The organism is Cecembia calidifontis, from assembly GCF_004216715.1.
In the GTDB taxonomy this organism is placed as follows: domain Bacteria; phylum Bacteroidota; class Bacteroidia; order Cytophagales; family Cyclobacteriaceae; genus Cecembia_A; species Cecembia_A calidifontis.
Genome location: NZ_SGXG01000001.1, coordinates 1,925,105 through 1,947,620 on the forward strand (window position 1 = coordinate 1,925,105; position 22,516 = coordinate 1,947,620).

24 protein-coding genes and 1 pseudogene are annotated in these 22,516 nt (G+C 38.5%); 13 read left to right on the forward strand and 12 right to left on the reverse strand.

All coding sequences use genetic code 11. From position 1 onward, the window contains the following. Window positions 1-15: 15 nt before the first annotated feature. On the forward strand, window positions 16-1,026 hold the full coding sequence (locus tag BC751_RS08440; protein WP_130273814.1) for an IS30 family transposase: 1,011 nt from the start codon (window positions 16-18) through the stop codon (window positions 1,024-1,026). 223 nt (window positions 1,027-1,249) lie between these two features. Here the strand turns inward: BC751_RS08440 and BC751_RS08445 are convergent, their stop codons facing one another. Then, entirely contained in the window at window positions 1,250-1,504 is a 255-nt protein-coding gene (locus tag BC751_RS08445; protein ID WP_130275167.1) for a hypothetical protein, read from the reverse strand. A 510-nt stretch (window positions 1,505-2,014) separates the two neighbouring features. On the opposite strand from BC751_RS08445, the gene BC751_RS08450 reads away from it, so the two are divergent. Next, the gene (locus BC751_RS08450; protein WP_130273763.1) at window positions 2,015-3,526 is read left to right on the forward strand and encodes an IS1634 family transposase; all 1,512 of its coding nucleotides are present in this window, start codon (window positions 2,015-2,017) and stop codon (window positions 3,524-3,526) included. Window positions 3,527-3,631: 105 nt separating this feature from the next. Here BC751_RS08450 and BC751_RS08455 read toward each other — a convergent pair whose 3' ends face one another. Beyond that, a complete protein-coding gene (locus BC751_RS08455; RefSeq protein ID WP_130275167.1) occupies window positions 3,632-3,886 on the reverse strand; it encodes a hypothetical protein in 255 nt (84 codons plus the stop codon). Between the two features lie 523 nt (window positions 3,887-4,409). Next, window positions 4,410-6,215 (reverse strand): translational GTPase TypA, encoded by a 1,806-nt coding sequence (gene typA / locus BC751_RS08460; protein ID WP_130275168.1) that lies wholly within the window; start codon window positions 6,213-6,215, stop codon window positions 4,410-4,412. 250 nt (window positions 6,216-6,465) lie between these two features. Between typA and BC751_RS08465 the strand changes: the two genes are divergently transcribed. From BC751_RS08465 to BC751_RS08485, 5 genes are all read left to right on the forward strand, one after another. Beyond that, window positions 6,466-7,032, forward strand: a complete 567-nt coding sequence (locus BC751_RS08465; RefSeq protein WP_130275169.1) for a Crp/Fnr family transcriptional regulator — start codon at window positions 6,466-6,468, stop codon at window positions 7,030-7,032. Window positions 7,033-7,141: 109 nt separating this feature from the next. Next, window positions 7,142-8,368 (forward strand): IS4 family transposase, encoded by a 1,227-nt coding sequence (locus BC751_RS08470; protein ID WP_130273774.1) that lies wholly within the window; start codon window positions 7,142-7,144, stop codon window positions 8,366-8,368. A gap of 228 nt (window positions 8,369-8,596) precedes the next feature. After that, entirely contained in the window at window positions 8,597-8,818 is a 222-nt protein-coding gene (locus tag BC751_RS08475; protein WP_130275170.1) for a hypothetical protein, read from the forward strand. Window positions 8,819-8,918: 100 nt separating this feature from the next. Next, the gene (locus BC751_RS08480) at window positions 8,919-10,088 is read left to right on the forward strand and encodes a 6-bladed beta-propeller (protein ID WP_130275171.1); all 1,170 of its coding nucleotides are present in this window, start codon (window positions 8,919-8,921) and stop codon (window positions 10,086-10,088) included. 1 nt (window position 10,089) lies between these two features. Continuing rightward, the gene (locus BC751_RS08485; protein WP_106567108.1) at window positions 10,090-10,467 is read left to right on the forward strand and encodes an Ig-like domain-containing protein; all 378 of its coding nucleotides are present in this window, start codon (window positions 10,090-10,092) and stop codon (window positions 10,465-10,467) included. 37 nt (window positions 10,468-10,504) lie between these two features. Here BC751_RS08485 and BC751_RS08490 read toward each other — a convergent pair. After that, window positions 10,505-10,615, reverse strand: a pseudogene (locus BC751_RS08490) (IS1595 family transposase); the annotation flags it as partial. A gap of 443 nt (window positions 10,616-11,058) precedes the next feature. Here BC751_RS08490 and BC751_RS08495 point away from each other — a divergent pair. From BC751_RS08495 to BC751_RS08510, 4 genes are all read left to right on the forward strand, one after another. Next, complete coding sequence (locus tag BC751_RS08495) at window positions 11,059-11,610, forward strand: Crp/Fnr family transcriptional regulator (protein WP_130275172.1); 552 nt, start codon at window positions 11,059-11,061, stop codon at window positions 11,608-11,610. Between the two features lie 130 nt (window positions 11,611-11,740). Continuing rightward, window positions 11,741-11,989 carry a hypothetical protein gene (locus BC751_RS08500; protein WP_130275173.1) on the forward strand — a complete coding sequence of 83 codons (249 nt, stop codon included), beginning with the start codon at window positions 11,741-11,743 and terminating at the stop codon, window positions 11,987-11,989. 158 nt (window positions 11,990-12,147) lie between these two features. Further along, the gene (locus tag BC751_RS08505; RefSeq protein ID WP_130275174.1) at window positions 12,148-13,116 is read left to right on the forward strand and encodes a hypothetical protein; all 969 of its coding nucleotides are present in this window, start codon (window positions 12,148-12,150) and stop codon (window positions 13,114-13,116) included. Next, the gene (locus tag BC751_RS08510; RefSeq protein ID WP_130275175.1) at window positions 13,064-13,774 is read left to right on the forward strand and encodes a hypothetical protein; all 711 of its coding nucleotides are present in this window, start codon (window positions 13,064-13,066) and stop codon (window positions 13,772-13,774) included. Before BC751_RS08505 ends, BC751_RS08510 begins: the two co-directional genes overlap by 53 nt. Before the next feature lie 212 nt (window positions 13,775-13,986). On the opposite strand, the gene BC751_RS08515 is transcribed toward BC751_RS08510, so the two are convergent. The 6 genes from BC751_RS08515 to BC751_RS08535 form a co-directional block, all read right to left on the reverse strand. Continuing rightward, window positions 13,987-14,814, reverse strand: a complete 828-nt coding sequence (locus tag BC751_RS08515; protein WP_130275176.1) for an OmpA family protein — start codon at window positions 14,812-14,814, stop codon at window positions 13,987-13,989. Window positions 14,815-15,013: 199 nt separating this feature from the next. Further along, a complete protein-coding gene (locus BC751_RS08520) occupies window positions 15,014-15,706 on the reverse strand; it encodes a hypothetical protein (RefSeq protein WP_130275177.1) in 693 nt (230 codons plus the stop codon). Beyond that, window positions 15,693-15,860 (reverse strand): hypothetical protein, encoded by a 168-nt coding sequence (locus tag BC751_RS21890; protein ID WP_165389765.1) that lies wholly within the window; start codon window positions 15,858-15,860, stop codon window positions 15,693-15,695. Before BC751_RS21890 ends, BC751_RS08520 begins: the two co-directional genes overlap by 14 nt. Beyond that, entirely contained in the window at window positions 15,857-16,474 is a 618-nt protein-coding gene (locus BC751_RS08525; RefSeq protein ID WP_130275178.1) for an HAD family hydrolase, read from the reverse strand. The genes BC751_RS21890 and BC751_RS08525 overlap by 4 nt, the downstream gene beginning before the upstream one ends. Beyond that, entirely contained in the window at window positions 16,471-17,145 is a 675-nt protein-coding gene (locus tag BC751_RS08530; RefSeq protein WP_165389815.1) for a hypothetical protein, read from the reverse strand. Before BC751_RS08530 ends, BC751_RS08525 begins: the two co-directional genes overlap by 4 nt. Before the next feature lie 11 nt (window positions 17,146-17,156). Next, window positions 17,157-17,498, reverse strand: a complete 342-nt coding sequence (locus BC751_RS08535) for a hypothetical protein (RefSeq protein ID WP_130275180.1) — start codon at window positions 17,496-17,498, stop codon at window positions 17,157-17,159. A gap of 361 nt (window positions 17,499-17,859) precedes the next feature. Here BC751_RS08535 and BC751_RS08540 point away from each other — a divergent pair, with 361 nt between their 5' ends. Then, entirely contained in the window at window positions 17,860-19,065 is a 1,206-nt protein-coding gene (locus BC751_RS08540) for an IS256 family transposase (protein ID WP_130274032.1), read from the forward strand. Between the two features lie 425 nt (window positions 19,066-19,490). Here the strand turns inward: BC751_RS08540 and BC751_RS08550 are convergent, their stop codons facing one another. Next, window positions 19,491-19,721, reverse strand: coding sequence for a DUF433 domain-containing protein (locus BC751_RS08550; protein WP_130275181.1), 231 nt, complete (start codon window positions 19,719-19,721; stop codon window positions 19,491-19,493). A gap of 241 nt (window positions 19,722-19,962) precedes the next feature. On the opposite strand from BC751_RS08550, the gene BC751_RS08555 reads away from it, so the two are divergent. Then, a complete protein-coding gene (locus BC751_RS08555) occupies window positions 19,963-21,270 on the forward strand; it encodes an IS1380 family transposase (RefSeq protein WP_130273823.1) in 1,308 nt (435 codons plus the stop codon). A gap of 304 nt (window positions 21,271-21,574) precedes the next feature. Here BC751_RS08555 and BC751_RS08560 read toward each other — a convergent pair whose 3' ends face one another. Continuing rightward, the gene (locus BC751_RS08560) at window positions 21,575-21,919 is read right to left on the reverse strand and encodes a PadR family transcriptional regulator (protein ID WP_130275182.1); all 345 of its coding nucleotides are present in this window, start codon (window positions 21,917-21,919) and stop codon (window positions 21,575-21,577) included. Window positions 21,920-22,516 lie beyond the last annotated feature (597 nt).

Below are 22,516 nucleotides of genomic sequence, written 5' to 3' on the forward strand. Positions count from 1 at the left end.
TAATTTAGTGTTGTCATGAATAAATTTAAACATCTCAGCCAGGAACAAAGGTACCAAATAGAGGCTTTATTTAGAAACGGAACTTCCCAGACCAAAATCGCTGCGATTATCGGTGTCAACAAAAGTACTGTATCCAGAGAACTTCAAAGAAATACCGGCAAGAGGGGCCGTTATAGCGGTGAATATAAGGCTGCAGTTGCCCAGAACCGTACAGACGAAAGACATAGACTCAAGAGAAAGCGAATCAAATTTACCGAGTCCCTTAAAGAAGAGGCCCGCAAATTCCTTGTTGTTGACAAATTGAGCCCAGAGCTAATATCGGTCACCTGGAAGAAACAAGGTAAAGAAGGGGTTTGTCATGAGACACTCTACAACTGGATATTTACTGCCAAAAAAAGTAGCCATTGGAGATACCGAAGGGACAGGGAGCTTTACAAGAATCTCCGGCATGGTAAAAGAAAGCGTAAGAGAGGTAATTACAGGCATACCAGAGGAATTATCAGGGAGAGAGTTCCAATTGACCAAAGGCCTCCTGTAGTTGAAAAAAGACAAAGGATAGGAGATATTGAAGTAGACCTTATGATGGGGAAAAACCACAAATCAGCTCTTTTGGTACTGGTGGACAGGGCAACCTTGGTTACTACCATAGAGAAACTTGATGGTAAAAATGCAGATATCATTGAACAGAAAATAGCAAAGAGAATACAGAGAATTGGTGCTTCGTTCTTCAAATCAATCACTTTCGATAATGATATGGCATTCGCAAACCATTATAAAATCAGAGATAAATTCAATATCCCAACATTCTTTACAAGACCATACACTTCACAGGATAAAGGAACAGTGGAAAACAGAATCGGACTTATCAGGGCTTTCCTGCCAAAGGGTACTGACCTCAATCAAATCTCTCGGGAACAGATCCAAAATATAGAAACCAAAATCAATAACAGGCCAATAAGAAAGTTTAATTATCTTAGTCCTATCGAATGTCTAATGAAAAAATTAGGCGTTGCATTTATGACTTGAACATGGCTTTCTTGTATTTCAGTTTTTTTATCGAATGTATTTCGGTTCAATTTGCCTTTTTTGAGTAACACAAATTGAAAATTCACCAAAAAATCTTTGACTGTTTCTTTATTGTAATTGCGGGGAGAAGTGGTATAAGCAGTTCCAGATATACTGGTCATGGTGGGATTTCCAGCAACATTTTCATTGCCGTATTGATTGCCCCTTTGGAATGTATTGCCAATTAGAACAATATTCCCCCCAACATGGCAGCTTCCATTTTCACTTTTCTTACAGCCCTGTTGTTCACATTGTTAATGCTGGGCAGTGTGGTGACCCCTGTAGCTTTTGAAAATACCTGACCTAGTGACATTAGTCCTTCCACATCCTGGGGAGAATAGGAAAGATAAACATTTTCAAAATCTTCGAATGAGTTGACTAGCTTAAAGGGAGATTCAAAGATTTCTTCTCTTCCAGAAGCAAAAACTATTTTATCCACCTGATATTTGCTTATTGTATAAGCAGCGTTTTCATTCGGGTATTTGAACCTGATGAAATTGGACCCACTTCTTTCACTTGGACCTCCTTGATTTCATCTTTTAGGTATAATTTGTCTTTTTGGGCCTGCACAGAAAAAAAGCTTGGAGCAACATGCATAGGGAAAGAATCAAGGGTTTTTTCATTTTTGCCGAGTTTATTCACTTTTTTAACACAGGAGATTATTAGTATCGGTTGTCTTTTGCAACGAAAATTTATTTAACCAAGATTTAAATATTTAGTAAAAACAGGTTTAGTGCATTGATATTTAGGGGGGTAAAAGTTGAATTCAAGTCTGAATTTTTTCAGTAATTAGGGTGGATTTTTAGAACTTTTTCGGCTAAATATAGCATTTTTTCCTGACTTCGACAGTCGTCAGTCCCATTTTTACATAAAGTATTGAAATATAGATCATTATAATTTTCAGATTCTCAATTTGGGTGTCCCGGGGTGGTTTTTTGTACTTTTAGGCATGTTTGTTCGGAGAAAACCCAATAAAAGTGGCAAGATCAGTGTTCAGGTAATTGAGAAGATCAAAGGTAAAAGCAAGGTTGTAAAAACGATCGGAAGCAGTTCTGATCGATCTGAGGTTGAAAGACTTTTTATTCTTGGGGAGGAATGGATAAAAAACCATAAAGGAGCACTTGAAATCCCCTTCAGTGATGAAGAACGGATTGCCGATTCTGTTCTGGAAAGTGTTGAAAACATCACTGTTTCAGGTACCGAGCTGCTTTTGGACAGGATTTTCAATGATATTGGGTTCAGCGCAATCCAAGATGATATCTTCAGGTGGCTGGTATATTCCAGGATCTGTTTTCCTGCCAGCAAGCTGAAAACCTGTGATTACCTGCTCACCTACCACGGCCTCGAATTCCAGGTTCAGGACCTTTACAGGTACATGGACAAGCTTTACAACAACTATAAGGAAACGGTCCAGCTGATCAGCTTTGAACATACCAAGAGAATACTCGGAGGGAGTATCAATATCGTTTTCTATGATGTTACTACGCTTTATTTTGAAGTGGATCATGAAGATGATCTTAGAAAGAGTGGTTTTTCCAAGGAGGGAAAGCATCAAAATCCACAGATTGTTTTGGGTCTGCTGGTTGGACTAGAGGGATATCCTCTGGCTTATGAGATTTTTGAGGGAAACAAGTTTGAAGGGCATACGATGATCCCTGTGATAGAAGCTTTTAGAAAGAAGTATAGCTTACCTGCTCCGATTGTTGTTGCCGATTCAGGTTTACTGTCAAAAAGCAATGTAAAAGAGTTACGGGACAACGGTTACGAGTTTATTCTGGGAGCAAGGCTGAAAGCTTCCCCTGATAAAAGTAAAGAGAGGATATTGGCTTTTGAACTTGAAAACGGCGAGAGCAGGCTGCTGGATTGGGAGGACGGGCTCAGAATGGTTGTCAGTTATTCAGACAGAAGAGCCAAAAAAGACAGGATCAACAGGGAGAAAGGTCTTAAAAAGCTCGAGAAACAGTTAAAATCAGGAAAGCTCAACAAAAGCCACATCAACAACAGGGGCTATAACAAGTATCTTAAAATGGAAGGGGAGGTAAAGATTGCACTTGATATTGAAAAGTTTGAACAGGATGGGAAATGGGACGGTCTCAAAGGGTATATTACCAACACAAACCTTGACAAAGACGAGGTCATTGAGAATTACAACAACCTTTGGAAAATAGAAAAGGCCTTCAGGATAACAAAAAATGAAATCAAAGTCAGGCCTGTTTTCCATTATAAACAACGCAGGATCGAAGCACATATAAGCATCGCATTCGTCGCTTACAAAGTGTTTAAGGAACTGGAAAGGCAGTTATTGGAAAAAGGATCAAAACTTTCTCCTCAGAAAGCCATAGAAATAGCAAAAGGGATTTACACTGTTGAAATACAGCTCAAATCTTCAGGTAAAAAGCTGAGAAAGACCCTGCTTTTGAACGAAAGTCAACAAAAACTCGCAAAAATGTTCGGTTTTTGATTTTGGGTGTCCCAGTGTCGAAGTCAGGAGATATACTGGTCATGGTGGGATTTCCAGCAACATTTTCATTGCCGTATTGATTGCCCCTTTGGAATGTATTGCCAATTAGAACAATATTCCCCCCAACATGGCAGCTTCCATTTTCACTTTTCTTACAGCCCTGTTGTTCACATTGTTAATGCTGGGCAGTGTGGTGACCCCTGTAGCTTTTGAAAATACCTGACCTAGTGACATTAGTCCTTCCACATCCTGGGGAGAATAGGAAAGATAAACATTTTCAAAATCTTCGAATGAGTTGACTAGCTTAAAGGGAGATTCAAAGATTTCTTCTCTTCCAGAAGCAAAAACTATTTTATCCACCTGATATTTGCTTATTGTATAAGCAGCGTTTTCATTCGGGTATTTGAACCTGATGAAATTGGACCCACTTCTTTCACTTGGACCTCCTTGATTTCATCTTTTAGGTATAATTTGTCTTTTTGGGCCTGCACAGAAAAAAAGCTTGGAGCAACATGCATAGGGAAAGAATCAAGGGTTTTTTCATTTTTGCCGAGTTTATTCACTTTTTTAACACAGGAGATTATTAGTATCGGTTGTCTTTTGCAACGAAAATTTATTTAACCAAGATTTAAATATTTAGTAAAAACAGGTTTAGTGCATTGATATTTAGGGGGGTAAAAGTTGAATTCAAGTCTGAATTTTTTCAGTAATTAGGGTGGATTTTTAGAACTTTTTCGGCTAAATATAGCATTTTTTCCTCTGCCGGTTCATTTCTGTTGGTCAAAAAAAGACCCCGATAGTCTTTTCAACTTCGGGGTCTATGTCTTGATTCTTGACTCTTGTTTCTAGTTTCTAACCTCTCGCCTCTAATCTCCCACTTCATTTACGCATCTTTCTTCGCCATCCTCGCCCTCTCATTCTCATCCAAATAGATTTTTCTCATTCGGATGGACTTTGGCGTGATTTCCAGGTATTCGTCTTTTTGGATATATTCCATGGCTTCTTCCAAAGAGAATCTTTTTGGAGGGGCTATTCTGACGTTGTCATCTGACCCTGCCGCACGGATATTGGTGAGTTTTTTACCTTTCTGAACATTGACCACGAGGTCATTATCCCTGGAGTGCTCTCCGATTACCTGTCCTGTATAAAGTTCGTCTCCCGGTTCGATGAAGAAAATACCTCTGTCCTGCAATTTATCGATGGCATAAGCAGTACAAGGGCCCCCTTCCATGGAGATCAAAGAGCCATTGATCCTTCCGGGGATGTTACCTTTGTAAGGCTCATATGCAGAGAATCGGTGGTTCATGATCGCTTCCCCTTGGGTAGCGGTCAATACGTTGTTTCTCAAACCGATCAAACCTCTGGAAGGGATTTTGAACTCTAAGTGTTGCAAGTCACCTTTTGGCTCCATGATCAACAATTCCCCTTTTCGCTGGGTTGCCAGTTCGATAACTTTACCAGCTGTTTCCTCCGGCACGTCCACTACCAAAGTTTCGATAGGCTCGCACTGTACCCCGTCAATTTCTTTGAAAATTACTTGAGGTTGACCTACCTGCAATTCGTAACCTTCTCTTCTCATGGTCTCAATTAGGACTGACAAGTGGAGAATTCCACGGCCATAAACTATGAATTTGTCTTCTGAGTCTGTTGGTTCTACTCTTAAGGCCAAATTCTTTTCCGTTTCTTTCATCAAACGGTCTCTCAAGTGACGGGAAGTCACGAATTTTCCTTCTTTGCCGAAGAAAGGAGAGTTGTTGATGGTAAAGAGCATGTTCATGGTAGGCTCATCGATGGCAATTCTTGGTAATGGCTCAGGATTTTCCAGAGCTGCAATGGTATCACCGATTTCGAAATCTTCGATGCCTGTTACCGCGCAGATATCTCCTGCATGTACTTCTGATACCTTGTTTTTGCCCAAGCCTTCAAACACGTGCAACTCTTTTACACGCACCTTTTTGATTACGCCATCGGCTTTACACAGGGAAAGCTGGGCGCCTTCTTTGATACTTCCTCTGTGAACTCTTCCGATAGCGATACGTCCCACGAATGAGGAATAGTCCAACGAAGTAATTTGCATTTGCAAAGAACCTTCCTCGATTTTTGGAGCAGGAATATATTCGATGATGGCATCCAATAGAGGAAGTATGGAATCGGTTGGGTTTTTCCAGTCAGGTCCCATCCAGTTTTGTTTGGCAGAACCGTACAAGGTCTGGAATTCCAATTGCTCTTCTGTAGCATCCAGGTTGAACATCAGGTCAAAAACCGCCTCATGTACCTCATCCGGACGGCAGTTTGGTTTGTCCACTTTGTTCACAACTACAATCGGAGTCAAACCAAGATTCAGTGCTTTGCCCAAAACGAAACGGGTCTGTGGCATAGGGCCTTCGAAGGCATCCACTAGTAGGATTACCCCATCGGCCATTTTCAATACCCTTTCCACTTCCCCACCGAAGTCAGCGTGTCCAGGGGTATCAATGATATTGATTTTATGGTCTTTATATCTTACGGATACGTTTTTGGAAAGGATGGTGATTCCTCTTTCCCTTTCCAAGTCGTTGTTATCCAGGATTAAATCGTCAAACTGTTGGTTTTCACGGAAGATTTTGGAGGCATGGATAATTTTGTCCACCAGGGTGGTCTTACCGTGGTCAACGTGAGCGATAATCGCGATATTCCGAATATTCTGCATTGTAAAATTGAATTAGGCTGCAAAGGTAAGAAGAAAATTTGGTTTCAAATCGTTAATGTGAGAAACTTGCTAAGAATTAATGAGTTACTCAGGTAAGAGATTCTGGGGTAAGCAATGATATGTTTCATCTGTAAAGAGGTCTCCTGTTTAGGAATAGATAAATGTTTGGCTGTAAGTAAGATTTGGTAAGACTGTGAATTTTTTGTTTCAACTAATTTTCATATATTAGTTTGTTTTTAAATTGATTTTTATGAAAGGTTTTGATTTTGTGTTCAAAAGGTTTCCCAATTATCAATCAGCTCCTTGGATGGATGTAATTGGGTTGAAAAAAGGCCAGTTGTTGCTTGCACAGGGACAGGTATTAGCAAATTTGTTTTGGATAGAATCTGGAATTTTGAGGGAATATCATCAAGATGGTGAGGGTGAATTTACCAATTCGTTTATTTTTGAAGGCAATTATTATTTGACGGGATTTTATTTTGGAAGTCATCTCAGGTCTTCATTTACAGTTGAAGCATTGGAAGATTGTAAAATAATAAGCTTTTCAATGGGTTTTTTCCAAGAGCGGGACTTGGACCACCAGCTTGTGCTGGATGTTTTCAAGGAAATCTCCATGCTAAAATACCAATACAACCTCCAATGGAAATTGATCAATGGGAAGAAGTTGTTTCTTGAAAAATGGGAAAGCTTTAAACAAGCTTATCCGGGATTATGGATAAGAATTCCCCAAAAACATCTTGCTACCTTCTTCAACGTCACTCCCCAATATATTTCGAAATTAAAAGCTGAAAGAAAACTACTGTCGTCCGAGAACTGAGGCAATATAAAAAATAAAATCCTAGAATAGTACAAAAATCAAAGATGGGCAGCCCTTTTGGAGCTTACCCATCTTTTTCATATTGTTGTTTCGACCAAGAACCAACAACGTGACACAATTTAAGCATAAATTTTTGTCTGGGCATCCTATTATCGCTCAACTCCTCTCTCTTATTCCCAAAGAGCTATTGAATCAGGTCGTTGAGGAAGAAAACTCGGATAGGTACTACAAGAAACTCAAAACAAGTGATCACTTCATCTGCATGTTTTATGCGGTGTTGACCAGAAACAGCAGTCTTAGAGAGGTCTGCAAAAACATCGGCCTGATCATAACCAAGCTTATTCCTTTTGGAATGAAGCAGCTACCTGCCAGGAGTACCCTTTCTGATGCAAACCGTAAACGCAGTTATCGTGTTTTTGAACAACTATACAAAGGGCTGTATTCATACTATAGGGCATCTTTGGTAGGAAATTGGCTCGATATCGGTGGAGAGGTCGACCTCAGCCGTGTTGAGGTTTTTGATTCCTCAACGGTCACGCTGTTCAAGGAAATCCTCAGAGGGGCCGGACGCAATCCCCTGAACGGAAAGAAAAAAGGTGGTGCCAAGATATTTGCCAAAATGAATCTGGCAGAAGGCGTTCCCAACTTCATATGTATCCGTTCTGCGGCCACAAATGAAAATATGTTTTTAAAAGTGATGGATCTGCCTGAGCACGGGATAGCTGTTTTCGACAAAGGATATAACCGCTATTCCTGCTTTGAAAAGTGGGACAGTTCAAACAGATATTTTGTGACCAGAAAAAAAGACAATGCAAGATATGAAGTGGTCAGTGAGTTTGACTGTACGCATGCCTTGGACATCATCAAGGACCAGATTATCTCACTGAGCTACAGGGAGAAGGGAGTTTCTCGGACAGTTGAAGCCAGACTGGTGGTTTATGCTGACCCTGAAAGCGGTGAAACGCTGGAGTTTATCACCAATCTTAAGGGATTGGATGCCCTAACCATAGCTCTTCTCTATAAGAACAGGTGGGTTATCGAAGTGCTTTTCAAGCAGATCAAGCAGAATTTTGAACTCAGATATTTTTTGTCGGACAGCGAGAACGGGATCAAAATCCAGATTTGGGTGGCATTGATACTCAACCTCCTGTTTACAGTTCTACATAAGCGGATAAAAGAGGCTGAAGACTTCTCGACCATGGTCATGGTAGCCGCAAAAAATCTTTGCTCCTACGTCAGTCTTGAAAAGTTCCTACTTTTTCCTGAAGCTTACTTTAAAAGTATATTTCAAAAAGACATCCAAAATGTACAAACCCAATTATTCCTTTCCGGATAGGGGGTGCTTTTTGACTTTCAACAAAAAACACCTCTAAAACTTCATTAGAGGACTTTATTTTAAATTTCTTATTTTAGTCGGACGACAGTAAAAGAAAACTATGATTTATTCAACTAGTTGAAGTTCTTTTTTAATCTAGTTTAACTAAATTTTAATGTGGGGGGGTAAATTTGTATTGTTCTTGGCAAATAAACTAAAATCATGTTCCATATTTAAACCAAAAGAAAAATGAAAAAAAAATTAACCTTTCTATTAATTTCAGGAATAATGACTTTATCTATTTTTTATTTTACTTCATATTCATCTAATGGCAGTTCAGGAGGTAAATTTGAACTGGAAGTCTGTACAATGCACGATTCAAATGGAAATATTATTCAAATAGGTAATACCTGTACTACTGGAAGAACCAACTGTGTTCCTAACAGGTGCGGGGGAGGTCCTCAAACTTAGTATTGATTTTAGAGAGCTTTCATTGGTAAATGAAGATTTATTTGGTTTATTAAATGAAGGCTCTTTCATTTATTGATTTTTAATTATTCAGATATTGATTATGCTTCGTGGGTATTTTATTATCTTTCTATTTTATTATTTGGCTTCATGCAAAAGCCCAAATGAACAATATTATCTAAAGGATGACCAACTATTTCATCAAGTATCCATAAGAGATAAGTTGGGACAAGAGGAGGGAGGTCTTCAAGAATTATTTTATGATTTAATGGTGACTGAATTTGTGTTGCCTGATTCCATATTGGTAAGTCAGATAGACAAAATTATTTTACATAAACAAAAGTTTATTTTGTTTGATAAGAATCTATCGTTACTGTTGGTATTTGACCCAAACGGATACTTTATTGGAAAAATAGGGGAATTGGGCCTAGGCCCTGGACAATATCAAGGTATTAAAGATTTTTCCGTTTGGGAAGATACTCTTACCATTTTTTCAACAGCAGATCTCAGATTATTTCAGTACAGCCTTAGTGATTTGGAGTTTTTAGGTTCCTACAAAATTGAATTTTTTGGTAACTCTATGATACAGCTTTCTGATAATGAATTCATGTTTTATATCAACCATAATCCTAGTGATTTTGTCAAGGACAAGAATGTCCTTTACTATAATATAAGCACAGGAGAGACAAAAACCTTCTTTCCTTATGATCATAGTAAATCCAATGCCATAATTCCATTTTCGGGTTTTATCAGTAAGCAGGGAAATGAGGTTTATTTTTCCTTGCCCTTTGATGACAAAGTTTATGTTTTTGATCAGGAGAAACTTGATTTTTTCTTGAAGTACAAAACTGACAATGTTAACGATTTCGTCTTTGCCAATAGGGGAGATTTTCAAAAATTTCTTTTTGGAGGATTATTTCAGGATCCTGCAAACGGAGTGAGTGTTTTAGGAAACGTTTTTTTAAAAAATGATAATTACTTAGTCTTTTCTTATTATCTCAATGGCCGTCTTTATTATGGCATATATAGTTTGGTAAGTAATGGATTTAAGACTTTTTCCAAGGGGTTTGAAAATGATATTTCTTTCAAATTAGTGGGTGACCCTATGATCCTAAATACAGAGAATGAATTGATTTTTATTTCAAATTCCGAAACAATAGAATATTTTAGGAAACAAGGGGAAATGGAAGAGTCATTTTTTGGAAAAATGTTTAAGGACATAGATTCTGTAAATTCATTATACTTATTGAAAATGAAAATCAAACCATTTTGAAATGAAAATATACCAATTTATTGTTATTATCTTGGTAATTATTTTTGCTGGGTGTAAAGGAAAATCAAGCAAATCAGTTCTTGAGGTTGAAAATAAGTTTATTGATTTAGGAGAAGTGCCTACCAGCGAAGAGGTTTTCGGTTCAATAATCCTAAAAAACACTGGGAATATGGATGTGAAAATCCTAAGCACTTTTTCAGATTGTGAATGTACTGTATTGGATCATGAAATTGGATCAATTGGGCCCAAAGAATCTAAAATACTTGGATTTTCATTTACCTCCCATTATCCCGGGATTTTCCAGCGAAAAATTATCATAGAAACCAATTCAGAAGCGAAACCTAGAATACTTGTAATTATGAAAGCTAAGGTACTTTAAATTTTGATACTTCCGGAGGCCTTATAAAACAATATGATTATCCGCTTGTATACAAGTAGGGGCAAATGCTTGCAATAACCAGTCTATCAAAGAGTTTTTTACCAAAGTATCTTCGGTTTAGTTTATAACAGAATTCATTGAGGACACTATCCCGATAAGTGTGTAAACTTAGGGAGAATATTGCTTGTGAATGGTACAGTAGAAATAACAGACATATGTGTTGTACATGGTCGTCCGTCCCTAAGGGACTTATTGGGGAGAGGTGTTGTTTGTAGGACCCAGGGTTGAAACCCATGGGTAAGATTTCGTCCGTGCTGCTGGTGGCATTTGGTTCAGCCATTCGAAATGGTTATTTGGGTTAAGGGAAGACTTTTACGGATTGAATTTCAAGTTCTGTTTTTAAAACAAACTTGAAATTGGCTTAAAGTGTAGTGTCAGGTTTTTCCTAAAGGTTTATACTTTGGAATATTAAAACAAACTGAATGAAAAAGTTATACCAAAATGGTTGCAGGTGTTGATATAAAATTCCGAATGTACTTTATTTCTTAAAACTAAAGCCTGTATATTAGTTTGAGCTTTATTGGTTTTGTTATGAAAGGTTTTGATTTTGTGTTCAAAAGGTTTCCCAATTATCAATCAGCTCCTTGGATGGATGTAATTGGGTTGAAAAAAGGCCAGTTGTTGCTTGCACAGGGACAGGTATTAGCAAATTTGTTTTGGATAGAATCTGGAATTTTGAGGGAATATCATCAAGATGGTGAGGGTGAATTTACCAATTCGTTTATTTTTGAAGGCAATTATTATTTGACGGGATTTTATTTTGGAAGTCATCTCAGGTCTTCATTTACAGTTGAAGCATTGGAAGATTGTAAAATAATAAGCTTTTCAATGGGTTTTTTCCAAGAGCGGGACTTGGACCACCAGCTTGTGCTGGATGTTTTCAAGGAAATCTCCATGCTAAAATACCAATACAACCTCCAATGGAAATTGATCAATGGGAAGAAGTTGTTTCTTGAAAAATGGGAAAGCTTTAAACAAGCTTATCCGGGATTATGGATAAGAATTCCCCAAAAACATCTTGCTACCTACTTCAACGTCAGTCCCCAATACCTTTCCAAGTTAAAAACTGAAAGAAAACTATGATTTATTCAACTAGTTGAAGTTCTTTTTTAATCTAGTTTAACTAAATTTTAATGTGTGGGGGGGGGGTTAAGTTTGTATTGTTCCCGGGAGATAACCTTAATTATGTTCCACGACTAAATTAAACTTAAAAATGAAAAAAACTATATTGTTATTCTTTTGTTTAGGATTGTTTTTGATGTCCTATTCTAATCTTTCTGCTGCCTGTGCCGCAGGAGGAGAAGGTGCTACTTCTTGTACTTTTAAGACCAAAAAGAAAATCCTCGGTATTTCTCTTTGGGAAGTCGAAGGCCCATCTGTAACCTGTGGTGCCGGTTCTTATGCCTGCTGTAATGCTATGTCGGCTACTTGCATTGCAAATTCTGCGGCTAGTATTCAGTAACTTGTTTGGCGGTAAAATAACTAATTTTGTCGCCTTTTTTAAATTTTAGTGCCATGAATAAAGCATACATTTCCTTATTACTTTTATCAATGGTGTCTTGTAAACAGTGTTCAAATAGTCCGGAATTTGTCACTAGCCTACCATCACAGATCTTTGAATTGAATAAGTATGAGGTCTTGGAATTCAGCGATATGCCATTTATTGGAACCACAGACCAGTGGAAAATTGGAGAAGAAGGTTTTACTTTTCTGGTTGGTTCTTCGGTTTACCACTATCCTCAATCAGACGCCGAGCCTTTTATAATGGATTCTGATATTTATATGGAATTGATGGGTTGTAATCCGAGGAATTTTTCAATCTCCGGCAATAAACTATTTATTCTTTGCGATGGTAAAGGAACAGTATATGAATTTAACTTAGAAGAAAGGTCTTATGTGGCCTCGATGGATTTGAAAGTAGATGCCTCTAGGATAGAAGTTTTGGATGACAGGATTTTTCTTTACCAGACACCTAATACCCTGAATCAGGACTCTTCCCTGAATCACCAAATTTTCACATTTCCACTTTCCAATCAAGAGGAACGAAAAAAGTATTTTCCTTACCCTGCTTCCATGACCAATTCTTACCAATTTAATGTATTGGTTAATCAAACTTTTGCCATTATAGGCAATGAGATTATGTTTAGCCGAATGCTAAATGATAGCTTGGTCAAATTTGACAATGGCGGCAAATTAATTGGAATTGAAAGATTACATGTTATGCCAGAGAAAATTGATGCCAAGGTTGGTGTTGAGTTAGATGAAGAAAAGCTTTACTTTCCGTTATACCTAACCCAATCAGAAAAATGGCGTTTTTATTCCTTGATTAAAGATTTCAATCTTAAAACCCTTATCCATCATCTTCCTACCGGCAAAAAATTGATGATAGATAAAGTCAGGCTCTCCAATGGGATAGAGTTTCCCTTCTTGGGTCAGGTCCATCGGGATTACGTTTACCTCTTGTTGACTGATGAAGCATTTCTTGAATTTAATAAAAAAGAATCTTATCCAGAACCTTTCCAAAAACTACAATCCTATGAAATTCCTTTTTTATTCATTCGTTTTCCTCTTGATGAACTTGCAGATTAAGATTGGTCATGCTCAAGAGTTGACTGCACAAAAAGTTTTGGTAACTGAGGCTAAGCTTCAAGGAGGTAGTTTTGAATTGCACCGGTATGAGGGGGATGGAGTGGAGAACCTAAGTTCATCCAGCGGTCCTGGTTTTGCGGTTGCTGGTGGGTCTTTAAAGGAAATTTTTACAAAACTTTGGCCTGACTATGAGTTTAAAGTTTCCAGAAAATTCGATAAAAATTCTTACACATTACGGGTCAACTATACAACTGCACTGGATAAATCTATTTTAGATCAAATCTGGAACCTATTGGGTCAACATAAAGATTTTTCAGCGACAATTTCTTCTGTCTCACTATCAGGTAATTGTCTTAAGGTTATTTCCAGTCAAAAGTTAGAACGACATGTTTATATCCCTAAAAATGGGGTAATCAAAAAGGACGAGTCCAATCGCTCAAACATTCATTTGGATGGGTATGATTTAGTCAGTTTGGCGAATAAATTTAACCAGTATGGTCAGTTGGGAAGGTTTTATCTTGATGAGGATAAAAATAAAGGTTCTTATTCCTTCAGGCTTAAAGCACAGACACTGGACACCCTTCGGGAGAGTTTAGAGCCCTATGGGCTGTCGTTTCAATCTTGTACAAAAACCATCGTTTCCTATGAGTTAAAATAGATAACCGATTTTTTTAAATATCTAGTTTTCTACTCCAAAAATGAAAATCACTTACTTCATATTGGTTATGATTGCCACAATTGTATCAAGTGTAAAGGCTCAAACTATTCAATTACTTGATGAAAAATGCGGGGACCTTTAGCATGCCGCATTGGTCAACTTAAGGGTTTTTGGAGTAGCTAAAAACAAAAACTTGGTAGATTGATGAGATTTTACCTCAATACCATCTCCACTCTCCTGTTTTTGCTTTTCCCTTCTTCTGATGTATTCGTTGAAACTGGCGATAGTGAAGATACACCGTAAGCTTTTAATCTGGCAGCAGCAATTTGATACGTTCCAATTAAATGGTTGACCACCGCTTCTGCTCTTTTTTCTGATAATTTTTGATTATGCTCAAAGGAACCGGTATTGTCTGTATGACCCACTATGAAGACATTTACTTTTGGGTTCGATTTTAGGTACTTGGCCAATTGCTCTAAAGTCTCATTGGACTCAGGCTTAATATCTGATTTATCAGTATCGAAATAAATTCCATAAAAAGTAGCCTTGCCATTGGCTTTCATTTCTTTGGCGATATCCTCAGCAGAAAGCACGATATATTGATTCATATTTTCTTCCCGTACACAACTCACCGAGAAGGTGCCGCTCTGATCACTTTGGATATGAATGTACCATGACTCTCCTCCGGATTTGAAATGGAGAAACAGGTTGGCCTTGGATTGGTTGATTACTGTGCCTCCTTTGGAACTTACCGCCTGAATGTAATTCTGGAAGATCATAGCATTGGAGGGATTCTTACCCCACTCACCTTCAAATGTGTAGAAGGTTTTCAGAAAATACCCTGCTTTTTCATATTGAATCCAAGTCCCATCTTTATCGGTGAACTCAACCTTGATTTTATCATACTCTTTTTGTTCACAACCGGAAATGCTGTGTTGGGGTAGGATATTAAATAGTGGATGTGGGTCACAGGGAGATTGAGCAAGCGCATTAAAGAAAACTGTATAGAAAACAGCGGAAATTAAAAGTGCCTTTATCATTTGACTAGTGTTTAATTTTGAGGAAAAAATTATTTGTTGGGAATTTTTATACTGATGCATTAAATACCAAGGATTCAGTGTTTGGAAATGAATATTCTTATTCGGATGCAAAATATAAAAATTTATTTAGTTTTATTGATTTATTTTGATTGTAATTTGATTTTTTAGTGCCATTTATTGGCATGAATCATAAAGGGATTCACCCTTCCCCATAAACCTGAATCAATTCCTCCGTATCCGCAATGCTTCTATCCAAAACCCTTGGCAAAATAAATATGCTGATAAAAAGAAATGCTATCGCTGTCAAAATTGCCCCAATAAAAATCTTTACAAATAAGCCCTCTTGAACCCCTCCCTGTCGGTAAACAAAATTATGTCCATAGAGACACGTGAGCACCCCAAAATTGGTCAGTTGGAAAACAGAGTTGGAAGCCATGTAGGAAGCATACTTTTTATATTTTTTGTGGGTATTCCAATAGCGGATTACTACCCAAATGAATGAAATGAACAGAAAGCCTATCATCATCAGGATCCATGCTTTGGAATCCCCCAATAATGCGGAGGATTGGTAAAAGATGAAGAGCAATCCCAAAGGAAAGATAATTCTGTAGCTGGTCAAGAGTTGCTTGAGTTCATTCCAATAGTAACCCCAAAGCCTTTTTTCAATCATCTTTTTATAAGATTCTTCCAGCGTCGAAAACCCAAAAATTCCAAAGGAAGCATGCACCTTTTGGAAAGCATCGGGTACACTCAGCTTTGGATTTTCTGACATTAAGTCTTCCACTTTACAGGCCACATGATCCAGGATTTCATACTGAACATCAATCTCTGGATAACCCTTGTAAGAAATGAGCTTTTTGAGTTGCTCGATTTGATCTTTACTTAACTTCATACAAAAAGGGTTTAAGTTGGGAATGATATACATGATACATAGCCCTTGCTGAGATCAGCATGAAAAAAAGTATGCTGATGGAAATAGCAGGATGGTAATAGGTAAAACTGAAAAAACCTTCTAAATACTGAATGTCTCTTTCTGATATGCTCATGCTGTCTTCAATTTTTGAATTTCACGGATTGTCATGGTATAGCCGCTGATACATAAAAAGGAAATGCTAAGCGTATTGATTGCAAAGATTGTTTGAGCAGTAAATCCTAGTTTAAGTAACAAATCAAAATCAATTACTATAAACATTAGCCAGAACACTAACCAAGAAGAGTTCCAAGAAGCAACCACATTGGAGTTTTTGAGTAGCTTTTTCCTGAAAGATAATACGATCAGTAAAGTAATGAGTACGATGAAGGAAGTTTTCATCCATTTGATGGCAAAAGGGATTTCTAAGCCAGATCCATGCACAAAAGCCAGTATCAAACCTGCCAACAATAAGGATTTGATAAAAATCATCGGTTCCACCAATGATTTGAAAATTGACTTGATCTTTGACAAATGGCTAGCAATCAGCACATCCATCTGAAATTTTTCCGGGTTTACCTTTTGGGCAGCTTGAGAAAATGCGGTGTTGAAATCCATGCCTTCCTGCATGAGTTGCTCGGTTTCAGAAGCGACATGATCAAGTAATTCATCCTGAATGTCGGTGTAATAAATTTTTGTTTTAGACAATTCCAGTCTGATCGTTTCCAGTTGTTCGGGGTTTAGTTTCATGGCTTGATCAGTTTTAATGTTTTTAGATTGATGGATTGATAAATTGTCAGCGTCATGGCAATCAATAATGATCCTAAAATCAAGAAAACTATGGGTGTGAATTGCTGATAAGGAGAGCTTTCCAGCAAAAGGGGTATCAATTGGGCAAATAAATTGATCAGATTAAAGACAAAGACGAATGACAGTGTCACTGTGGTTTGCAGCACTTTCTTAGGTCTATGCTTCCAAGGGTTTATAGAAAAACTGAATCTAAATTCTTCTCTATGAAAATAAAGAATTGCCATTAAAGTTAACCCAATGCCAGCTAATGCCATTGTGTAAAAGTATTCCGGTCCGACGAACTTAAAAGCAAAAAAGGCTACTGTTGAAACAAGCAAAAGTGTCACTAATTTGGTCCAGCCCAATTTCCAAATTTGAAAACTGGATAGCGCTGCTTTCGTAAATTCCTTCCAAGCCATATTTTGTAGGTCCTTTTCCATGCGCTTGATAACAGACCAAGAAAAAGCATCGTCCAACTCTTCCTTCTTTTGAAGAAAATCCTCTTCGGGAGCCTGTTCTAAGGCAGAAATGTAATGGTCCAACAACTCATCGTAAAGTTCTTGGTACGCAATCAAGCAGCGATCGAGACGGGCTTTGATTAGTTGGATTTCATTTTCAAATAGGGTCCTCATAATTTCTGCCATTAATTGATTTTAGGTCTTGAAAGGTTGGTTTTTGCACGGAACCTTACAATCATCATTAGTATAAATAGCCATGCTCCTACTACTGTGGCATATAGATAGGGAGGCTGGAAAATGAGATTTGTATCATTTCCATGACCACCTTCCATGAGATAAATAAAAAGTAAAGGAGCTAGGACTATTCCGTAACAGATTATATGCACAATGGCAAAGCCTTTTGGAGAATCTGCCTTGGAGTGGGCAAAAATAGGTTTGTCATCGATCATTCTATAGTGGTGCTTTTTCTCATTGTTGGGATATGACCTTGGAATCGCCCAGTTTTCGATAGCCAAAGCTGATAGCATAATTATGTTCAACAAATGAAGTAGTGCAGAGGTCTTTGGGATATAGTTTGTCAGCGTTAGGATAAAGGCTAACAATAAAATTGGGATCCAGATGTTTTTTATTGAAAATAAAGCAAACAATTCCTTTTTAAATCGTAATGGGTACTCTGCCTTTAGATTTTGAAGGTATTTATTAGCAATTTGTGGGACTATGACACAAACTGTGTAAGTTGGTTTCACTACTTACGAAGTTAAAGTTAAACCTCGAAATTCTCTGTGTGATTTAGAAGAAATCGCACAGGGAATTTGAGGAACCCGCGGTAGGCGCCCCCCGGTCTGTGTGTGGACAATTTCTTACCTTTATAACACACAGATTACAAAAATGAAAAAAGAAGATCTCCTAAATGATGACTTCCTCAAGCAGTTCAGGACTGCCGGGGAGCTTAATTCCTTCCTTCAACAGCTTCAGAAAAGAGCCGTTGAGAAAATGCTTGAAGGCGAGCTGGATGCCCATCTTGGCTATGAAAAGCATCAGAATTCCGATAATCCCAATTCAAGGAACGGCTATTCCACCAAAACAATAAAAAACACATTTGGGGAAGCTGAAATCAGAGTCCCAAGAGACAGGGACGGCAGCTTTGAGCCTGCCCTTGTGCCCAAACGCAGAAGCATGGCGGAGGGCGTTGAAAACGTGATCATTTCCATGTATGCCAAGGGAATGTCAAACCAGGACATCGAAGAACAGATCCGGGAGCTTTATGACATCAATGTTTCCTCCTCCACCATCTCAAGGGTTACCGGTGCCGTAGCGGAGGATATTGTTGCATGGAGAAACAGGCCGCTTGACCCTGTATACCTGATCGTTTGGATGGATGGTATATCCTTCAAAGTCAGGGAGAACTCCAAAGTGGTCAACAAGACCGTTTATATTGCCGTTGGCCTCAGAACTAACGGCCTTAAAGAGATCCTAGGCCTTTGGCTTGGCAAGAATGAATCTTCGGCTTTCTGGATGGGGGTACTCACCGACCTGAAAGCCAGAGGGGTTGAAGATATTCTCATAACGGCAACTGACAACCTGAACGGGTTTACTGATACGATAAAAGCTTCATTCCCCCAATCAGTCACTCAGATATGTGTCGTCCACCAGATCAGAAACGCATGTAGATATGTCGCATGGAAAGACCGCAGGGCGTTTACAAGGGATATGAAGGAAATTTATACCGCCCCTACAAAAGATGCTGCTTGGGCTGCCCTGAACGATTTTGCCAAAAAATGGGAATCCAAATACGCTTATGCCATCAAAAGCTGGAGGGACAACTGGGATGAACTCACCGTTTTCTTCGATTACCCGGCTGAAATCCGTAAAATCATCTATACCACCAACCTGATTGAAAATCTCAATGGAAAGATCAGAAAATACACCAAAAACAAGCTCTCTTTCCCGACAGATGATGCCGTAATGAAGTCTGTTTTCCTGGCTGCAAGAGAAGCATCGAAAAAATGGACTATGCCTATCAGAGACTGGGGAGCTATTCTTAACAGTTTCCTGCTTATATTTGGTGATAGGGTCAGGCTTCTTGATACCTGACAATAAAACCATAATTTGAAGTTTACACACTTATCGGGATAGTGTCCAATTTGTCTACAGTATCCTATAGTAAAAGTCTGATCCAACTCAGCCAATACATCTTCTAGAGACCTTTTCTCCTCCTGTTCCAAGGCCGTTTGATAGTGGTCCAATACCTCATCCCTTACCTCGATATATGGGATACGCTTACCATTGATATGGTAATGCAGGTTTTCTATATCTTTTTCAGTCAACTTCATATCAAAGCTTTTTTAGATTTGATTTTCCAGACTTCTATCAGAATCTCAGCTGAGGATATCTCTTTCCGCATGATCGCTTTGCGGATTTCTTGGAGTTCTATGTTGGTTAGTTGGCGGGTCACTGTATTACTTTTATACTTTCAGGTGTAAGAATAATCAAAGAATGCTTGCTAATTAATGACTCCATTAAGCGCTGATTTTAAAGTCTTTGGTATTTGCCATCTGTGCTGCATAAGCTAAGCAGGCCAATATATCCTCTTTTTCAAGGTCCTTAAATTCCTTTAGTAAATCTTCAACAGTATCGCCTCCTGCCAAATACTCAAGGATATATGCAACACCATATCGGGTATTTCTGATAGTTGGTTTGCCATGCGCGATATCTGGATTGATCGTAATTCTTTTTAGTAAATCTTCCATATTTAAAGTTTGTGTTTTATTATATGATTAGTTTTTTCATGTAGTGATTGTAGTGATTTCTCCCAACGGGCGCAAAGTTTTCGCCACGCTCGCTATGGTTAATTTTTTTAATCTATACCTTAAATCCGCAGGGCGGATTTAAAAAAAGCCGAAAAAGTGGCTGAATTTATTCAATTCAGGCTTTTCCGGCTCGTTTTTTTTTCACTTATTTAGGTGTTACCACACATCCTTGATAAGCGGTATGAAAATTACGAATTCGACAGAAAAAATCACACCTTTCGGAGGTTTTAATTTTGTTTTTAACTCTTTCAAAAATTCTGGTCTCCCAGAACTCATTGATAATCAATTGGGGGTTAGAGCCTTAAGGGGAGGGTTTTCATACAGTGACATTTTCGCCAATCATATGGCTATTTTCTTTAATGGTGGCGACTGTACTGAAGATATCAATGTTCACTTGAGAGACGCACTTGAACAGGTCCCTTCATTTTCAGTATGCAGTGCCGATACAATTCTGAGAGGTATCAAAGAGCTTGCTGTTGATACAGAACTCTTTATAAATCCGTCCAGTGGAGTAAGCCATGAATTTAATATCAATGGAAAACTCAACAGCTTGTTGTTAAAATCAGCTTGTAAGACCGGATTACTCAAGTCAGGTGTTGCTTACGACCTCGATTATGACAACACCGTCATTCCAACTGAAAAGTACGATTCAAAAAAGACATATAAACACGTCTATGGATATCAGCCAGGTGTAGCTTCCATAGCACATCCTGAATTTTCACAGGCCATTCCTGTGTACGTAGAGGGCAGAAATGGCAACAGTCAGGCCAAATATTTGCAGGCTGATACACTTACACGCATGTTTGGGCAGCTTACCAATGAAAATATCCGTATCGGAAGGTTCAGAGCCGATTCAGCATCCTATCAGGAAGAAGTTCTCCGCACACTGGAAGCACATACCGAAAGCTTTTATATACGGGCAAACAGATGTGCCAAACTGGATAATATCCTTGGAAGTATAGCCCCTGAGAAGTGGCAGAAAATACGTTTGGGTGTACAGGAAATGGAAGTTACTGACCTATCCGACTACAAACCTTTCGGTAAAGACAGGTCTTACAGGCTGGTCATTACCAGAATCAGGCGTAAAGACGGGCAGGCAGATGTGTTTAGTGGAGATGCATTTACTTACAGGGCTATTCTGACCAATGAACATACATCGTCCAATGAAGCTGTTGTAAGGTTTTATAACGCCCGGGGTGCAAGCGAACGCTTGTTTGATGTACTCAACAATGACTTTGGCTGGTCTAAGTTGCCCTGTTCGTTCCTTGCAGAGAATACCTCCTTTATGCTTATGACGGCTATGTATGCCAATTTTTACACCTATATCATTGGAGAGTATTCCAGAAAAGTTGATTGGCTTAAGCCTACCGACAGGCTCAAGAAGTTTATCTTCAGATTTATCACTGTTTCAGCCAAGTGGATAAGAACGGGAAGAAGAGAAGTGCTCAAACTGTTCACGAGTAAGGATTACAAGCCGATTTTGAACTAAATTCAGATAAAAACCCCTCAGGAGCTCAAAAAATAAAGATTTACAGGGAAGAGGTATGCCTTTTCCATTAAAATTGAGGAAAAAAAACCGTCCATTTTATCCTCAAACCTAAAATCCATTGTCTCAAAACTATGAACACTCTTCAATCAAAGGGAAGAAATTCCCGAACTAGACCAAAAATGAACACAAACAAGCAGATTCAAATCTCCAAACTAAAATCCTGCGGATTTTAGGCTATAATTAATTTTAAAATCAATGTTCAATATTTCGTTGCGTCATTCGTTGCGAACCTTGCGTGAACCCTTTAAGCCAAACCCGGCTTCCATTCAGGATCCAGGATACGTTGGAGGTTACCTACGAAACTCTGTAACTCGGACATCTTGGCACTGACTTCCTTTTGCCCATTCTTGGTCAGGCTATAGTATTTCCTTACCCTATTGTCCACTTGTTGGATTTCAGTGGTCAGCAGTCCTTCTGCTTCCAATTTATGCAGGGCAGGGTAGAGGGCGCCCTCAGTAATTTTGATTTCGCCTTCGGTCAGTTCCTTTACCCGTTGGGTTATCTCATAGCCGTACATTTTTTCATTCTCTTCCAGCAGTTTGAGGATGATAGTCTGTAGGCTTCCTTTGATCAGATTGTTATTAGACATGGTGTTTAAGTACATTGGATGGCTAAATATATAAAAAAATTACATACATAAGAAACTTGGGTATTTTTTTTTAAGAGACTAGACACAAGACATAAGACACAAGAAGCAAGAGGTTAGACTTTGGGCACCTATATTTTTCTGTTTTTTGACGCTGAAGGCGTCCAATACCGCAGGTTATTTGCCCCGGGCCGCTGCCCGGGAAAGGGTGGAGAAGGGTATTACCGGCCTTCCCAACTCCGCGAGGAGTTGAATTAAAAGAGAGATGTTGAAAGTCGGATTTTAGAAAAGGCCTGAAAAACCGATGGTAAAAGAGGGATTTCGAAAGTGGAATGTCGGAAATAAAAATCCGCGAAGATCTACCAAATCTGCGTCATCTGTGTGCTATCATCTTTTCCGTTATAGATGGTAGAAGTTGGATATCGAAAAGTCGTCATCCGATTTTTTGGGTTAAATCATTAGGGGTAATAGGGATTTCAAAGGATTGGTGATTTGTCAAAAAATAATCTTAGCTACTGATAATATCCCAATCGGAATTTAGTTGTATATTAGTATTTTAAGTCTCATGATGAAAAAGCTGTTTTTGCTTGCCATCTTTTT

Excerpts from the sequence above, each read along its gene's own strand:
- BC751_RS08560 (WP_130275182.1), bottom strand. The coding sequence starts at position 21,919 with ATGTCTAATAACAATCTGATCAAAGGAAGCCTACAGACTATCATCCTC.
- BC751_RS08480 (WP_130275171.1), top strand. The coding sequence starts at position 8,919 with ATGCTTCGTGGGTATTTTATTATCTTTCTATTTTATTATTTGGCTTCA.
- BC751_RS08550 (WP_130275181.1), bottom strand. The coding sequence starts at position 19,721 with ATGGAAGATTTACTAAAAAGAATTACGATCAATCCAGATATCGCGCAT.
- BC751_RS08500 (WP_130275173.1), top strand. The coding sequence starts at position 11,741 with ATGAAAAAAACTATATTGTTATTCTTTTGTTTAGGATTGTTTTTGATG.
- BC751_RS08510 (WP_130275175.1), top strand. The coding sequence starts at position 13,064 with ATGAAATTCCTTTTTTATTCATTCGTTTTCCTCTTGATGAACTTGCAG.
- BC751_RS08515 (WP_130275176.1), bottom strand. The coding sequence starts at position 14,814 with ATGATAAAGGCACTTTTAATTTCCGCTGTTTTCTATACAGTTTTCTTT.
- BC751_RS08525 (WP_130275178.1), bottom strand. The coding sequence starts at position 16,474 with ATGAAACTAAACCCCGAACAACTGGAAACGATCAGACTGGAATTGTCT.
- BC751_RS08495 (WP_130275172.1), top strand. The coding sequence starts at position 11,059 with ATGAAAGGTTTTGATTTTGTGTTCAAAAGGTTTCCCAATTATCAATCA.
- BC751_RS08530 (WP_165389815.1), bottom strand. The coding sequence starts at position 17,145 with ATGAGGACCCTATTTGAAAATGAAATCCAACTAATCAAAGCCCGTCTC.
- BC751_RS08465 (WP_130275169.1), top strand. The coding sequence starts at position 6,466 with ATGAAAGGTTTTGATTTTGTGTTCAAAAGGTTTCCCAATTATCAATCA.
- BC751_RS08475 (WP_130275170.1), top strand. The coding sequence starts at position 8,597 with ATGAAAAAAAAATTAACCTTTCTATTAATTTCAGGAATAATGACTTTA.
- BC751_RS08535 (WP_130275180.1), bottom strand. The coding sequence starts at position 17,498 with ATGCTATCAGCTTTGGCTATCGAAAACTGGGCGATTCCAAGGTCATAT.
- BC751_RS08555 (WP_130273823.1), top strand. The coding sequence starts at position 19,963 with ATGAAAATTACGAATTCGACAGAAAAAATCACACCTTTCGGAGGTTTT.
- BC751_RS08520 (WP_130275177.1), bottom strand. The coding sequence starts at position 15,706 with ATGAAGTTAAGTAAAGATCAAATCGAGCAACTCAAAAAGCTCATTTCT.
- typA (WP_130275168.1), bottom strand. The coding sequence starts at position 6,215 with ATGCAGAATATTCGGAATATCGCGATTATCGCTCACGTTGACCACGGT.
- BC751_RS21890 (WP_165389765.1), bottom strand. The coding sequence starts at position 15,860 with ATGAGCATATCAGAAAGAGACATTCAGTATTTAGAAGGTTTTTTCAGT.
- BC751_RS08450 (WP_130273763.1), top strand. The coding sequence starts at position 2,015 with ATGTTTGTTCGGAGAAAACCCAATAAAAGTGGCAAGATCAGTGTTCAG.
- BC751_RS08540 (WP_130274032.1), top strand. The coding sequence starts at position 17,860 with ATGAAAAAAGAAGATCTCCTAAATGATGACTTCCTCAAGCAGTTCAGG.
- BC751_RS08440 (WP_130273814.1), top strand. The coding sequence starts at position 16 with ATGAATAAATTTAAACATCTCAGCCAGGAACAAAGGTACCAAATAGAG.
- BC751_RS08485 (WP_106567108.1), top strand. The coding sequence starts at position 10,090 with ATGAAAATATACCAATTTATTGTTATTATCTTGGTAATTATTTTTGCT.